The organism is Rhizobium sp. 9140 (assembly GCF_900067135.1).
Classification (GTDB): domain Bacteria; phylum Pseudomonadota; class Alphaproteobacteria; order Rhizobiales; family Rhizobiaceae; genus Ferranicluibacter.
On record NZ_FJUR01000006.1, the window covers coordinates 70,498 to 84,333 of the forward strand.

At 60.5% G+C, this 13,836-nt stretch carries 9 protein-coding genes and 2 pseudogenes; 10 read left to right on the forward strand and 1 reads right to left on the reverse strand.

Annotated elements, in window-relative coordinates; genetic code table 11:
* From GA0004734_RS25195 to GA0004734_RS26240, 5 genes are all read left to right on the forward strand, one after another.
* Window positions 1-2,298: a 3-hydroxyacyl-CoA dehydrogenase/enoyl-CoA hydratase family protein gene (locus tag GA0004734_RS25195; protein WP_092938770.1), complete on the forward strand. Its 2,298-nt coding sequence runs from the start codon at window positions 1-3 to the stop codon at window positions 2,296-2,298.
* Window positions 2,299-2,321: 23 nt separating this feature from the next.
* On the forward strand, window positions 2,322-4,085 hold the full coding sequence (locus tag GA0004734_RS25200) for an acyl-CoA dehydrogenase C-terminal domain-containing protein (protein WP_092938772.1): 1,764 nt from the start codon (window positions 2,322-2,324) through the stop codon (window positions 4,083-4,085).
* A 130-nt stretch (window positions 4,086-4,215) separates the two neighbouring features.
* Complete coding sequence (locus GA0004734_RS25205; protein WP_092938774.1) at window positions 4,216-5,865, forward strand: long-chain-fatty-acid--CoA ligase; 1,650 nt, start codon at window positions 4,216-4,218, stop codon at window positions 5,863-5,865.
* 12 nt (window positions 5,866-5,877) lie between these two features.
* Window positions 5,878-6,339, forward strand: coding sequence for a MaoC family dehydratase (locus GA0004734_RS25210; protein ID WP_092938776.1), 462 nt, complete (start codon window positions 5,878-5,880; stop codon window positions 6,337-6,339).
* Window positions 6,340-6,800: 461 nt separating this feature from the next.
* A complete protein-coding gene (locus tag GA0004734_RS26240) occupies window positions 6,801-6,974 on the forward strand; it encodes a hypothetical protein (RefSeq protein WP_167495066.1) in 174 nt (57 codons plus the stop codon).
* Window positions 6,975-7,912: 938 nt separating this feature from the next.
* Here GA0004734_RS26240 and GA0004734_RS25215 read toward each other — a convergent pair.
* The gene (locus tag GA0004734_RS25215; protein ID WP_280949531.1) at window positions 7,913-8,350 is read right to left on the reverse strand and encodes a phosphoketolase family protein; all 438 of its coding nucleotides are present in this window, start codon (window positions 8,348-8,350) and stop codon (window positions 7,913-7,915) included.
* A gap of 144 nt (window positions 8,351-8,494) precedes the next feature.
* Between GA0004734_RS25215 and GA0004734_RS25220 the strand changes: the two genes are divergently transcribed.
* From GA0004734_RS25220 to GA0004734_RS25240, 5 genes and pseudogenes are all read left to right on the forward strand, one after another.
* Window positions 8,495-10,111 carry a Mu transposase C-terminal domain-containing protein gene (locus GA0004734_RS25220; RefSeq protein WP_092938778.1) on the forward strand — a complete coding sequence of 539 codons (1,617 nt, stop codon included), beginning with the start codon at window positions 8,495-8,497 and terminating at the stop codon, window positions 10,109-10,111.
* A gap of 6 nt (window positions 10,112-10,117) precedes the next feature.
* Window positions 10,118-10,999 (forward strand): TniB family NTP-binding protein, encoded by an 882-nt coding sequence (locus GA0004734_RS25225; RefSeq protein ID WP_092938780.1) that lies wholly within the window; start codon window positions 10,118-10,120, stop codon window positions 10,997-10,999.
* An 18-nt stretch (window positions 11,000-11,017) separates the two neighbouring features.
* A complete protein-coding gene (locus GA0004734_RS25230; RefSeq protein WP_245292651.1) occupies window positions 11,018-11,851 on the forward strand; it encodes a TniQ family protein in 834 nt (277 codons plus the stop codon).
* Between the two features lie 81 nt (window positions 11,852-11,932).
* Window positions 11,933-13,105: pseudogene (locus tag GA0004734_RS25235) on the forward strand (ISNCY family transposase); the annotation flags it as partial.
* A gap of 246 nt (window positions 13,106-13,351) precedes the next feature.
* Window positions 13,352-13,824 (forward strand): annotated as a pseudogene (locus tag GA0004734_RS25240) (helix-turn-helix domain-containing protein); the annotation flags it as partial.
* Window positions 13,825-13,836: the final 12 nt, after the last annotated feature.

Below are 13,836 nucleotides of genomic sequence, written 5' to 3' on the forward strand. Positions count from 1 at the left end.
ATGGCTACGATCAAAAAAGCCACCGTCATCGGCGCGGGCGTCATGGGTTCGGGCATCGCCGCCCATCTCGCCAATGCAGGGCTGGACGTGGTGCTGCTCGACATGGAGAAGAAGTTTGCCGATGGCGGCGTCGCCCGCCAGCTCAAGGCCAACGGCTTCATGGACCCGGCATTCGCGAGCCGCATCGCCACCGGCTCGACCAAGGACGACCTGGCGCTGATCGCCGACGCCGACTGGATCGTCGAGGCTGTCGCGGAAAAGCTGGAGATAAAGCAGACGCTCTACCGCGCCATCGACGGTGTCAGGAAGAAGGGCTCCATCGTCTCTTCCAACACTTCGACCATTCCGCTGCATTCGCTGGTCGAGGGACTGCCGGAGGGTTTCGCCGCCGACTTCCTCATCACCCATTTCTTCAATCCGCCGCGCATCATGCGGTTGCTGGAACTCGTCTCCGGCAAGGCGACCAAGCCCGAAGTGACCGCGACCATCCGTGATTTCGCGGATCGCGGCCTCGGCAAGAGCGTGGTCGTCTGCAAGGACACGCCCGGCTTCATCGGCAACCGCATCGGCAATTACTGGATGGTGGTGGCGCAGAACGAGGCCATAGAACTCGGCCTCGATGTCGAGGAAGCAGACGCCATCATCGGCAAGCCCTTCGGCATTCCCTCCACCGGCATCTTCGGCCTGCTGGATCTCGTCGGCATCGACCTGATGCCGACCATCCTGCGCAGCCTGCAGAACGCGACGCCGGAAGGCGATGCGGTGAAGGACTACGACGCCGAACCGGCGCTGATCGCCCGCATGATCGCGGAAAACCGTCTCGGCCGCAAAAGCGGTGCGGGCTTCGTGCGCCTTTCGCCCGACCGCAAGTCGCGCGACGTGACCGACCTGAAGACCGGCGAATACCGGCCGCAGAAGGCGGTTTCCTCCGAAAGCCTCGATGCCTCGGGCGGCGATCCGCGCGCGCTGATGGAGCATGCCGGCCTCGGCGGCCGCTATGCTGCGATCGTCATGGAAAAGGCACTTGCCTATGCCGCGTCGCTGGTGCCGGACATCGCCGACACGCCGGACGCCGTGGACGAGGCCATGCGCACCGGCTACGGCTGGAAGCAGGGTCCGTTCGAGCTGATCGACCGGCTCGGCGCCGGCTGGCTGAAGGCCCGGCTCGAAGCGCGCGGCGTTGCCGTGCCCGCCTATCTCTCGCTCGCAGCAGAAAAGGGCGGCTTCTATTCGGTCGTCGACGGCAAGCGCGCCAACCTGCTGCCTGACGGCACGGTCGAACCGATTGCCAGGGGTGACGGCGTGCTGCTTCTTTCCGACCTCAAGCTCGCCGGCAAGCCGGTCGAGGACTGGGGCGCGGCAAGCCTGTGGGATCTTGGCGACGGCGTCGCCTGCCTCGAATTCCGAACCAAGATGAACACCTACAATCCCGCCTTGCTCGACGCCATCAACAAGGCTGTCGAACGCACGGCGAAGGATTTCAAGGCACTGGTGATCGGCAGCGATGCCGCCGTGTTCAGCGCGGGCGCCGACCTGCGCGTCTTCCTCGATACGGTGGAAAAGGGCGGTCGCGAGGCGCTGGGCGCCTTCATCGACCATGGCCATCGCACCTTCAAGGCGGTGAAATACGCCCCCTTCCCGGTGGTCGGTGCCGCAGCCGGGCTGGCGCTCGGCGGCGGCTGCGAGATCCTTCTGCATTGCGACGCGATCCAGGCCCATGCGGAGCTTTCCATCGGCCTCGTCGAAACCCGCATCGGCGTCGTGCCGGGCTGGGGCGGCTGCAAGGAAATGATGCTGCGCTTCTCGGCATCGACCGCCGCGCTGCGCGGGCCGGTCGCGCCTGCGATTGCCGCCTTCAACCTGATCGCACCCGCCAGGGTTTCGGCCAGCGCCTTCGACGCCCGTAGCCTCGGCTATCTCAAGGCCACCGACGGCATCACCATGAACCGCAGCCGGCTGATCGCCGACGCCAAGGCAAAGGCGCTTTCGCTGGCGGAAGGCTATGTCGCGCCGGAACCGCCTGTCATCGCCATGGCCGGGCCGTCAGGGGCTTCCGCGATCCACAACATCATCGAAGGCGAAGCGCTCGCCGGTCGGGCCACCGCGCATGACAGGGTGGTCGGGCGCGCGCTTGCCAATGTTCTGACCGGCGGTCCCTCCGCCGATCCGCTGAAACCGCTCTCGGAAGACGATGTGATCGCGCTGGAACGCGAGGCCTTTGTCGACCTGCTCGCAACACCTGCAACCGTGGACCGCGTCAAGCACATGCTGGCGACCGGCAAGCCGCTGCGCAACTGAACAAGAAGAGGCAAGGAACTCCCATGGCAGGCTATATCCCTCCCGTCGACGACATCTCCTTCCTGCTCGGCGAGGTCTTCGACTTCGACGCGCAGATGGCCACCCTTCCCGGCTTTGAAGAGGTCAATACGGAACTCGCAACGAGCGTCATGGAGGAAGGCGGCAAGTTCTGCGCCGAGATCCTCGAACCGCTCAACCGTCCCGGTGACGAGGAAGGCTGCAAGCTGGAAAACGGGCTGGTGACGACGCCGAAGGGCGTGTCCGACGCCTACAGGGCTTTCGTCGAGGCCGGTTGGGGCGGTTTGTCAGGCGATCCGGAATTCGGCGGACAGGGCCTGCCGCGCGCGCTGCAGATCCTGCTGGACGAAATGCTATCTTCCGCCAATCTCTCCTTCGGCCTGTTTCCGGGTCTGACCCGCGGTGCCGTCGAGGCAATCGCCCACCATGCAAGCGACGAGCTGAAGCAGACATATCTGCCGAAGATGATCTCGGGCGAATGGACGGGCGCGATGGCGCTCACCGAATCCTCCGCCGGCACCGACCTCGGCCTGCTCACCACTCGCGCAGAGCCGGTGGGCGACGGTTCCTATTCCATCAAGGGCACGAAGATCTTCATCTCCTCTGGCGATCATGATTTCGGCGGCAACATCGTGCATCTGGTGCTGGCCCGCCTGCCCGACGCGCCGAAGGGCGTGAAGGGCATCAGTCTTTTCCTGTCGCCCAAGTTCCTCGTCAAGGAAGACGGTTCGCTCGGAGACCGCAACCGCATGTCGGTCGGCTCGCTGGAGCACAAGATGGGCATTCACGCCCAGCCGACCTGCGTGATGAACTATGACGGCGCCATCGGCTGGCTGGTCGGCGAACCCGGCCGCGGCCTCAACGCCATGTTCACGATGATGAATGCCGAGCGCCTGTTCGTCGGCATTCAGGGACTGGGCATCGGCGAGGCCGCCAACCAGAAGGCCGTGACTTACGCCCGCGAGCGCCTGCAGGGCCGTTCCGCCGACGGTGCGCGTGGCCCCGTATCGATCATCGAACATGCCGACGTGCGCAAGATGCTGCTGACAGGTCGGTCGCTGACCGAGGCCGGTCGCGCACTCGCCATCTGGACTGCGTTGCAGATGGATATCGCCACCCGTCATCCCGATCAGGACACCCGCCGCAAGGCCGATGGCTTCGTCGCGCTGCTGACGCCGGTGGTGAAGGCCGCCTTCACCGATTTCGGCTTCGAGATCGCCGTCCAGTCGCAGCAGGTGTTCGGCGGCCACGGCTATATCCGCGAATGGGGCATGGAGCAGTATGTGCGCGATGCCCGCATCGCCCAGATCTACGAGGGCACCAACGGCGTGCAGGCCATGGACCTCGTCGGCCGCAAGCTGCCGATGGAAAACGGCGACGTGGCGCGCGGCTTCTTCGCGCTGGTGCGCGATGACCTTTCGACCACGAAGGGTCCGGCCGAACTGGAAACGGTTAAGGCCTCGGTCATCGAGGCTCTTGCCCGGCTGGAGAAACTGACGGAAGAATTGCTGGCCAAGGGTGCCGATCCGGTGGAGGCCGGAGCAAGCGCCACCGACTACCTGCGCTTCTTCGCGCTGGTGAGCTTCGGCTGGCTCTGGGTGCGCATGGCCGAAAAAGCCTCGGCCGATGCGACGACGCCGCTGAAGCAGCGCAAGCTCGCGCTTGCCCGCTTCTTTGCGGCCCGCCTCCTGCCGCAAACCGTCAGCCTCGACGCGGCCATCCGCGCCGGCGCTGCCGATATCATGGCGCTCGACGCCGACCTGTTCTGATTGAAGTCAGAGCATTTCCGGCGAGAACGGAGTCGCCGGAAATGCTCTATCCCTTTGTTTTCATGTAATTCCGGACGCAAAGCCGTTTCACACTTTTGCTGGAATTACTCTTGCCCGGGAGGAGAAGACCATGCTTGGCATGATGATGAATGCACCGCTGCTCGTGTCGTCGATCCTGCGTCACGCAGCGACCTATCACGGCAGCACGGAAGTGGTTTCGAAGACCGTTGAAGGCCCCATCCATCGCTACACCTATGCGGATCTTTCGAAGCGCAGCCAGAAGCTCGCCAACGCCTTGCAGAAGCTCGGCCTTGAGCATGGCGACCGGGTGGGCACGCTCGCCTGGAACGGCTACCGCCACATGGAGCTTTACTACGGCGTGTCAGGCTCGGGCTTCGTGTGCCACACGATCAACCCGCGCCTCTTCCGCGAGCAGATCGGCTACATCATCGAACATGCCGGCGACAGCGTGCTGTTCTCCGACCTCACCTTCCTGCCGATCCTCGAAGCGCTGGCCGACCGGCTGGCACCGCTGAAGGCCGTGGTCATCCTGACCGACGAGGCGCATATGCCGAAGTCGGAGGTTCTGCCGAACCTCGTCTGCTACGAAACGCTGATCGCGGACGAGTCGGACGAATTCGAATGGCCGGTATTCGACGAGAACACCGCGTCCGGCCTGTGCTACACCTCAGGCACCACCGGCGACCCGAAGGGCGTGCTCTACAGCCACCGGTCCAGCGTGCTGCATGCCATGGCGATCAGCTTCATGGATGTGCTCAGCCTTTCGGCCAATGACGCGGTGGTGCCTGTTGTGCCGATGTTCCACGTCAATGCCTGGGGCCTGCCGTTCGCCGCGCCGATGGTCGGGGCGAAGCTCGTGATGCCCGGTCCCAACCTTGACGGCGCCAGCCTGCACTCGCTGTTCGAAAGCGAAGGCGTGACGGCAACCGCCGGCGTGCCGACGGTCTGGCTCGGCCTGCTCGACTGGATGGATGCCCATGGCCAGAAGTTCACGAGCCTGAAGCGTGTCGCCATCGGCGGCTCGGCCACGCCGCCGATCATGATCAGCCGCTTCCACAACATGGGCGTCACGGTTCGCCATGCCTGGGGCATGACGGAAACGAGCCCGATCGGACTTGCGGCGACGCTTCTTCCCAAGCACGAGAAGCTTTCGGCGGAAGAAAGGCTCATGCTCGAATCCAAGCAGGGCCGCCCGCTGTTCGGCATGGAATTCCGCATCGACGGCAGCGACGGAAAGCCGGTGGCCCGCGACGGCAAGGCCTTCGGCGCCATGCTGGTGCGCGGCCCCTGGGTCGCGGCCGGTTACTACAACACGGAAAAGAGCCCGGCGCATGCCGTCGAAGGCTGGTTCGACACGGGCGATGTCGTCACCATGGACGAGGACGGCTTCGTGCAGATCGTCGACCGCACCAAGGACGTGGTGAAATCCGGCGGCGAATGGATCAGCTCGATCGAACTGGAAAACATCGCGCAGGCCCATCCGGCGATCAAGGAAGCGGCCGTGGTCGCCGCCCCAGACGCCCGCTGGGGCGAGCGTCCCGTTCTCGTCGTAGTGGTCAAGCCCGGCCAGACGTTCACGCGCCACGACATGCTCGATGTCTATACCGGCAAGATCTCCAGGTGGAGCATTCCCGACGACGTCATCATCGTCGAGGAACTGCCGCACACGGCAACCGGCAAGCTGCTCAAGACCGCGATCCGCCAGATCGTTCTCGACGAATACGAAAAGCGCTCGCCGGACGCGACGCTGGCTGGCTGAGGGAGACGCGACATGACCGAAGATGCGCAGGCAGTGAAGCTCTATCTCGACGACCTCACAGTCGGGCAGCGCTTCACCAGCCCTTCCCATGTGATGGAACTCGATGAAATCCGGGAATTCGCAGGGCGCTACGATCCGCAGTTTTTCCACCTCGACGAGGAACTGGCGCGCGACAGCCTGTTCGGCAAGCTCGCCGCCAGCGGCTGGCACACGGCGGCGGCCACCATGCGGTTGCTCGTACAGAGCCTGCCGCTGGCCGGCGGGCTGATCGGCGCGGGCGGGGAAATCGCCTGGCCCCGCGCTACATGGCCGGGTGATCGCATCCATGTGGAAAGCGAGATCGTCACGATTGCGCCATCACGCTCGAAACCCGAACGCGGCCTCGTCACCTTCCGAAGCGAGACGATCAATCAGGACGGCGAGATCGTTCAGGTGTTCACGCCGAAAATCATTGCTTGGTGGCGATCGTCGTGAAATCTTGGAGCTACGCGGCGAGACGCTATGGTACTGAGCGCTCATAGACACCAGATTTCCAGACACCCTCTTTCCCATTAATGGCAAAGGGGCCTCATCAGCAAATCAGATTTCAGCGAATTCACCTTGCAGCGGGCGCTGTCAGGCCTTCAACATGAAGCGCTTTTTTCGGTGGGGGCGGATCTTCTTCGGATCCATTCCAGTCGGCAATGCTATTTTCTTAGAATCATTCAGGCGTATTCGCGCCGGCGACCGCAATAGGCTCTATCGAAAACGATCAACTTGCTCAAAGCCGGGACGGAATAGTCATTGTATTTATCAATCTTTCAGCTCCGTAGCCATTCCGGCTCGGATTTCGTCTATTTGGCCGGCTGCGGTGGAAAAGTGCAAACCGTCTTCATTACTTTCTGTTACTTTCGCGAGCAGTAACATCAGCCATGCGAGATTCGAAAGGAATTGCCTTGGAAAATGAAAAAAGCCGCGATCGCTATTTTCTTTTTCGAGAACCGGATGGTTCCTGGTCGATTGTGGATAGACACATCGTTGGAAGCGAACGGGAACACCGCCTCATCGTCGGTCTTGACGAGCAGCAGGGAACCGAATTGGTAGAAAAGCTGAATTCTCTTCCTGCATAAGCCCCCTCCAAGGATATGGCAATCTCGCAACTGTGTGTATACTGGTGAGGGGATCGAGACAAAGATCGCGGATAGTCCGGGGATAATAGAACTTCCGGCAGGGCACTGTATTCGGAACCTGAACGAAGGAGCCGATTTTGATCCTTACTAAAATCTGCGGTCTGATTGAAGGACTTGATAAGGTTCGGGCGAACAGAGGCAATTGGGGCAGGTAAAGCGCTGGTAAATGGAAAATTCGAAGGGAAACAGAAGGCATCAACCATACCGTCGATGACGCAGACACATTGACGGTCGCCGCCTGGGTGCCGGCGCGTTGCGTTTGTCAAGGCCAGAGGGTTGAGCGCTGGCTTTTCGCGCCACCGGTACAGCCGCCATGTCGTCTGTTGTAAATGAAATTTCATGGATACTGGAGGCTGGTCTTGTTACCGTCCCGCTTGCTCTTTCTGTGTCGTAGCTCACCCAGCGGAAAAACAGGTAGATTGGGGCAAAGACAGCCACAAGCGTAAGAATAGACTCGAATATTTGCATGACGACTCGACATAACCGAACAAACTCTCGAAGCGGTGAATTACATGCATCGGAAGCGTTCGTCATCCTATTGGTGACATTTTGTTAACCAGAGCGCGAAGTATCGCCACGTCAGAATGCAAGATATCGATGCAGATCGGCTGTTCGGCCATAAGTGCGAACATCGGCGCCTTATAGCAAGGCGAACAATGATCACGTCCGACAGGATGCGCCGAACAGCCGCGTGTTTTGTCAATCTGTGAAGCACATAAGACGTCCCATAACCCGCGAACAGCCCTTATGTTCGAGGTTGTTGGATACGCGGACGCAATACCTGCCGCGCAGGCTCATGTTAGCCTGTGCGATGGTTAATATTTTGCTATCGGACGCCGGTTGCGAGCGTGAGCAACGGGTTCCTCTCACCACGATGCCTAAGGAGTACGGTCGGCTCCCGGCTGCTCGTTCGGCTGTGTTGGGGATGGCAGATGATCCGACCAAACCCAATCCCTGATTTCCGGTAGGTCGTCGAAATGCTGGCGGATATAGGTCTCATGCTCGCGAAGCATTCCGGTGCAATGTGCGGCGAGATCGGCATTGTTTTCTAGCATGCCCGGGACATAGCGCATAACGTCGAGGCAGAGATGCAGCCGACTGATCTTGTTGAGCACTACCATGTCGAAGGGCGTCGTCGTCGTGCCTTCTTCCTGATAGCCGCGCACATGGAAGCGATCATGCGCCTGCCGCCCATGCAACAGATCGTGGATGACACCGGGATAGCCGTGGAAGGCAAAGATGACCGGCGCGGTGGTTGTAAAGATCTCGGTGAACTCGGTATCGCTCATGCCATGCGGATGGCTGTCGCTTTGCACTTAACCCCAAGAATCCGTCGCAGCAATTTCAGAAGGATAGCCCGGCACTTAATTTGAGAATAGGCACTTAACTTGAGAATTTCGCATAAATCTGATCAGTCAATGTGAGAATCAGACTACCGAGGAAATCGATGGTATCTTGCTGTGAGTGACGCCTTCCCTGACGAAGTTGACGAAGCGCTTTGGGATGAAGCGTGCCGGCGCGCAGACGCAATTCGAGACTTTTTGAAAAGCCGCACTGGCAGGATGTCGGTGGCGGATGTGGCGCTGCTTGCGACCGAGCTCGAAATCAGTCAAGCGACTGCATACCGCCTCATCAAGCTATTCCGGGCCGGCGGGACCGTGATGAGCCTGGTGGAGCGCAAGCCCGGCCGACCAGGAGGCCATCGGGTACTAGATGACAGGCGGGAGGAGATCATTCGGACGACGATCAGCCGGTACTACCTTACCCGCAATCGTGCGTCATTTACACAGCTGGTCCGGGATGTGCAGACGAACTGCATCTCCGCTGGACTTCGGCCGCCCCATCGCCGAACAATCAAAGCTCGACTCGAAGACATCGATCTACAGAAGCGGGCCAAACGGCGCGGCGAAACCAAAATCGTCAAGAACACTCGTGCTGTTCCCGGGGTGTTAGCCGCCTCCCGGCCATTGCAGATCGTGCAGGTCGATCATACGAAAGCGGATATCTTTGTCGTTGACGAGGAAACGCGGCAGCCGATCGGCCGGCCTTGGCTGACGCTGGCGATGGATGTCTGCAGCCGGATGGTGACGGGCTTCTACCTCACGATGGATGCCCCTTCCCGCCTTTCGACCAGTCTTTGCCTTCTGCATTCCGTTTTTGACAAGTCAGCTTGGCTGCGTGAACGGGAGATCAGCGAGGCTTGGCCCGTCGCAGGTTTGCCAGATACCTTACACGTCGACAACGGCGCCGATTTTAGGAGCCAGTCTTTCAAGCGGGGATGCCAGGATGCCGGCATCGCGATCGACTGGCGGCCGCCAGGGGAGCCACGCTTCGGTGGACACATCGAGCGTCTGATTGGGACACAGATGGGAAAACTCCACCTGCTGCCTGGCACGACGTTCAGCAATGCCCAGGAGCTTGGCGAATACGACTCTAAGCGACATGCGGCACTCACTTTGCGCGAGCTCGAGCGGTACATCGCGCTGGACATTGTCGGCTCCTATCACCATTCGATACACGCCAGCTTGGGCCGGCCGCCGATTGCAGTATGGCGGGAGCACGAGGACGTGATACCGCTTCGACTTCCCCAGGGCCGGATGCGTTTCTGGCTGACGTTCCTGCCTGAGCAGGAACGCACGCTGCGGCCAACCGGGATTCACCTGTTCGGGCTGCGTTATTGGTCAGCTGCCCTCACCGCCGATGTTGGGCGCTCTAACCGGCGTCTCCTTGTAAAGTACGACCCACGGGATATGGCTCGCGTCTTCGTCCGGCGCCCGTCCGGCAACTTCGTGGAAGCCCGCTATGCCGACGTTACCTTGCCCTCGGTGACACTACACGAGGCACTGGCGGCGCGCCGCGCGCTGCTGACAAAGGGGCGACGGGAACTAGACACCCGCACCATAGTCGGCACGGCAGTTGAGCAGCGCAAGCTGGTCGAGGCAGCAGTCAAAAAGACGGCTTTCGCCCGACGCGGTCCCGCAAGCCGCCACAAAACGAGAGTGGAAGACGGCGGATGGGGGTCGCTTCGCGGGATAGACTCCAGCAAACCTGTGGCCTTCGACGAGGACACGGAGTGAACTGGCATGAACACGGAAATCTCCCACCTAACCTCAAACGCCGCGGCTTTGCTTGCGGAGACGGATGCGCAACGCATCAGGGCGATCAGATCACGCCGCTGGCTGGTTTATCCGCGCGCCAAGCAGGTGCTTGAGCGGCTCAACCAACTGCTCGATCATCCACGCGGCACACGCATGCCTTCGCTCGCCATCTACGGCGACAGCGGAATGGGCAAGACGATGATCATGAAGCGTTTCCGTGATCAGCATCCACCGAGCTTCAGTTCTCTTACCGGCAAGTTGAAGACACCGGTTCTGGCCATGGAGATGACCAGCCGACCCGGCGAACGACGGTTCTACGCGGAACTACTAACCCTTCTCGGCGCACCGCAAAGGCCACGCGCCGATATCGCCCAGATGGAGCAGGCGGCGATGCGCATCATGGAGGCGATCGGCGTTCAGGTGTTAGTGATTGACGAGGTGCACAATATCCTCGCCGGAACCTATCGCGAGCAACGCATCGTCCTCAACACCTTGCGCTTCCTCAGCAACCGACTTCAGATCTCCCTCGTCTGCTTTGGCGTCAATGATGCCCGCGAAGCGATCGGTGGCGATGTGCAACTGGCCCGCCGCTTTGAACAGTTCACCCTAAGCCGCTGGGCTGCAAACGAGCAGTTCGAGATCCTGATCTCTTTGATCCTGCGCAACACGCCCCTACGCCAGCCGTCGGTGTTGACCGCAAAATCGCTACGGCGGATGTTGCAGATATCCGAGGGCATCACCGCAAACCTCTTCCATATGTTAAACACACTCGCAATCGAGGCCATCGAAAGCGGCCAAGAGAGAATTACGGACGCAGCTGTCGAGAGATGGGAGCCGGAGTTTGATGCGGAAGCCGCCTTCGCATGACCTTCAAGCCCCCAGCAGTTGCCGGTAACACTGGCTCCCTGCACCGATGAGCTGCTGTCGTCGTGGGTTGCTCGGCATGCCGATTTCTATGGTGTCCCTCCCCTGGCTATGCTTCGGCATTGCCTCCCAGAGATGCCATCGCTGCGCGCCGCCGATCTTAATCTCAACGACAATCAGGTCCTCCGCCTGGCACGCATGCTCTGCGCAGATCCGGAAACGACGCGCCAAACCACCTTCACGAATGTGGCAGAGCCGTCTCGGTGCCTGATTGCGAAGGAGCCAATGCAGTCTTGTACAACGTGTTATCTTGCAAGGACGGAACCGAGAGTCGTTATTCGAAATCAGCTTCTCGGCTGGCGTATCACCTGTACTCTTTGCGGCGGCCTGCTCCAGTACCCAACGGGGCGTGACTGCCCCTCAACCTTCGGTCACTATCACGCAACGGCTCTCATTGGAGAACGGCTGCTCCACGATGAGGCCTCACAAAGAGACCGAACTTGGGCATCTCCGGTCAGGATCGCCCGACTTCTGCTGATGCGACGGGTGAAGAAGCCCCGCGTTGGAGATTACGAGCCATGGCGTTACCGGGTACTGGGCGCACTCATTCCTGATCTCGACGATGTCGTTGATCGGCGGAGTCTGCCAACGTCGTCAAGTCCAATCCTGCCTCTGCACCTCCGGCCGGCTCTGCTGGCCGGGATAGCTATCGTTGAGCGTTCAGGGCCAGAGATGCTTCAAATGCTTCACGGCCAAATGAGAGGTGAGAACAAGGCGCGCTTCAGCAGTGCCATCGAAGAGATCATAAACAGTTCCTGCCGATCAACCGCGTCATCTCAATTGCAGTTAATCTGAGAATCTTCTCAGGGCAGATTCTCAAGTTAACTGCCAAAACGGGTTAATGCGACTGCATTCTCACGGTTAAGTGCCATCCGACAGATCAGTGACGGGGTTCGCGATTATGCGATGGCACTGGTTCGCGAACGTTATGCAGATTTCGGTCCGACGTTGGCGACGGAGAAGTTGGCTGAGCGCGATGGCTTGCGGGTGTCACGCGAGACGGTGCGCGGTTGGATGTCTGACGCCGGACTATGGCTGTCACGCAAGCAGCGCCGGACGTTTCATCAGCCGCGGTTTCGACGCGAGGCTTATGGTGAACTGGTGCAGATCGACGGGTCGGAGCATCGCTGGTTCGAGGATCGCGGACCGCCGTGCTCGTTGCTGGTGTTCGTCGATGACGCGACAGGCAGGTTGATGCAGTTGCGTTTCGTGCGCTCCGAAAGTGCCTTCACCTATTTCGAGGCGCTGGAGCTTTATCTCCAGAATCACGGGATGCCGGTTGCTTTCTACTCGGACAAGCATTCGGTGTTTCGGGTGGCGAAGAAGGATGCGAAGGGTGGCCAGGGCATGACCCAGTTCGGGCGCGCGCTTTGTGAGCTAAACATCGAGATTCTCTGCGCAAATTCGAGCCAGGCCAAGGGCCGTGTCGAGCGGATGAACCGGACGCTGCAGGACCGGCTGGTCAAGGAGCTCAGGCTTTCCGGCATCGACACCATGGAGGCTGGCAATGCGTTCTTGCCGGGCTTCATGGATGACTACAATGCACGATTTGCGGTTCCCCCTGCCCGCCCGGAAGATCTGCATCGGCCGCTGAACCTTGCACCGGATCGGTTGACGGAGATCCTGTGCAAGCGCGAACAGCGCTATGTCGGATCGCAGCTGACCTTTTCGTTTGAGCGCAAGCGGATCATGCTGGAGGAGAGCGAGGTGACGCGCGGTCTGGTGGGTCGTTATGTCGAGACCTACGCCTATGCCGACGGTCGACTTGATGTGCGTTGGAAGGGTTATTCCCTGCCTTACACGGTGTTCGACAAGGACCAGCGGGTGACGCATGCGGCGATCACCGAGAACAAGCGGCTCGGGGATGTTCTGGCCTATATCAAGGAGCGCCAAGAGCAGCAGGACAAGCCGAAGGTGAAGAGCAACAGCGAGAAGAACGGCTACGTTAAACGTGCTCGCGGGCCGGGCCGACGGAAGGATTTTGTGAACGATCCAGCGGTGATTGCACGGCGCCAGAAAGCGCTGGCACGGCAGCAGGCTGCGCAATGAGGTGTCTCAAAGCTAAAGCCAAAGAGGAGTGTTACCACCCGCCCCGATCTGATCTTGCAAGCGGGATCAGCCGCTCAGATCGGGGCTGATCGGCAGTGCCAGAGCGCACCGTGCGGACATTTCTACTTTGCAAACCGGCGGACATTTTGACTCCCCAGCCACAACCTCGCGACGGGGGGGTGGGTTCAAGGATGAAGTGCGACTTGCGAATGAGACCAATGGGTTGTCACTCGCAAGGAAGCTGCAATGAACCGTACCTACTCCCATATCGACATGGATGAACGACGCAAGATCGCTCGCTGGCGTATGGCTGGCCTGACTGTGGCATCATCGCCGAGAAGCTTGGACGCCATCGCTCGACAATTTTCCGCGAGATCCGGCGCAATATGTTCATCGACGAAGTCGTCCCGGATCTGAACGGCTATTACTGTGTCACGGCGCATGACATGGCGTGCGAACGACGCGCCAAGCTGAGGAAGCCGGTGCGCTTCTCGCATGTCCGGCAATCTGTCATCGACCGGATCATGCACGGCTGGTCGCCACAGCAGATCGTAGGAAGGATGCGCCTGGAGCGGCATCCGATCTCGGTCAGTCGCGAAACGATCTACAAGTTCGCATACTCATCTGACGGCCAAGCGATCAAGCTGTGGCGGCACCTGCCGGAGCATCGGGCTCGGCGGCGACCGCGACATGCCAGACGCAAGCATGGCCAACGGTTTAGGCTACAGTGA

Bases quoted from the DNA above. Each gene is read 5' to 3' on its own strand.
- GA0004734_RS25225 (WP_092938780.1), top strand. From the start codon at position 10,118: ATGAACACGGAAATCTCCCACCTAACCTCAAACGCCGCGGCTTTGCTT.
- GA0004734_RS25200 (WP_092938772.1), top strand. From the start codon at position 2,322: ATGGCAGGCTATATCCCTCCCGTCGACGACATCTCCTTCCTGCTCGGC.
- GA0004734_RS25205 (WP_092938774.1), top strand. From the start codon at position 4,216: ATGCTTGGCATGATGATGAATGCACCGCTGCTCGTGTCGTCGATCCTG.
- GA0004734_RS25195 (WP_092938770.1), top strand. From the start codon at position 1: ATGGCTACGATCAAAAAAGCCACCGTCATCGGCGCGGGCGTCATGGGT.
- GA0004734_RS25210 (WP_092938776.1), top strand. From the start codon at position 5,878: ATGACCGAAGATGCGCAGGCAGTGAAGCTCTATCTCGACGACCTCACA.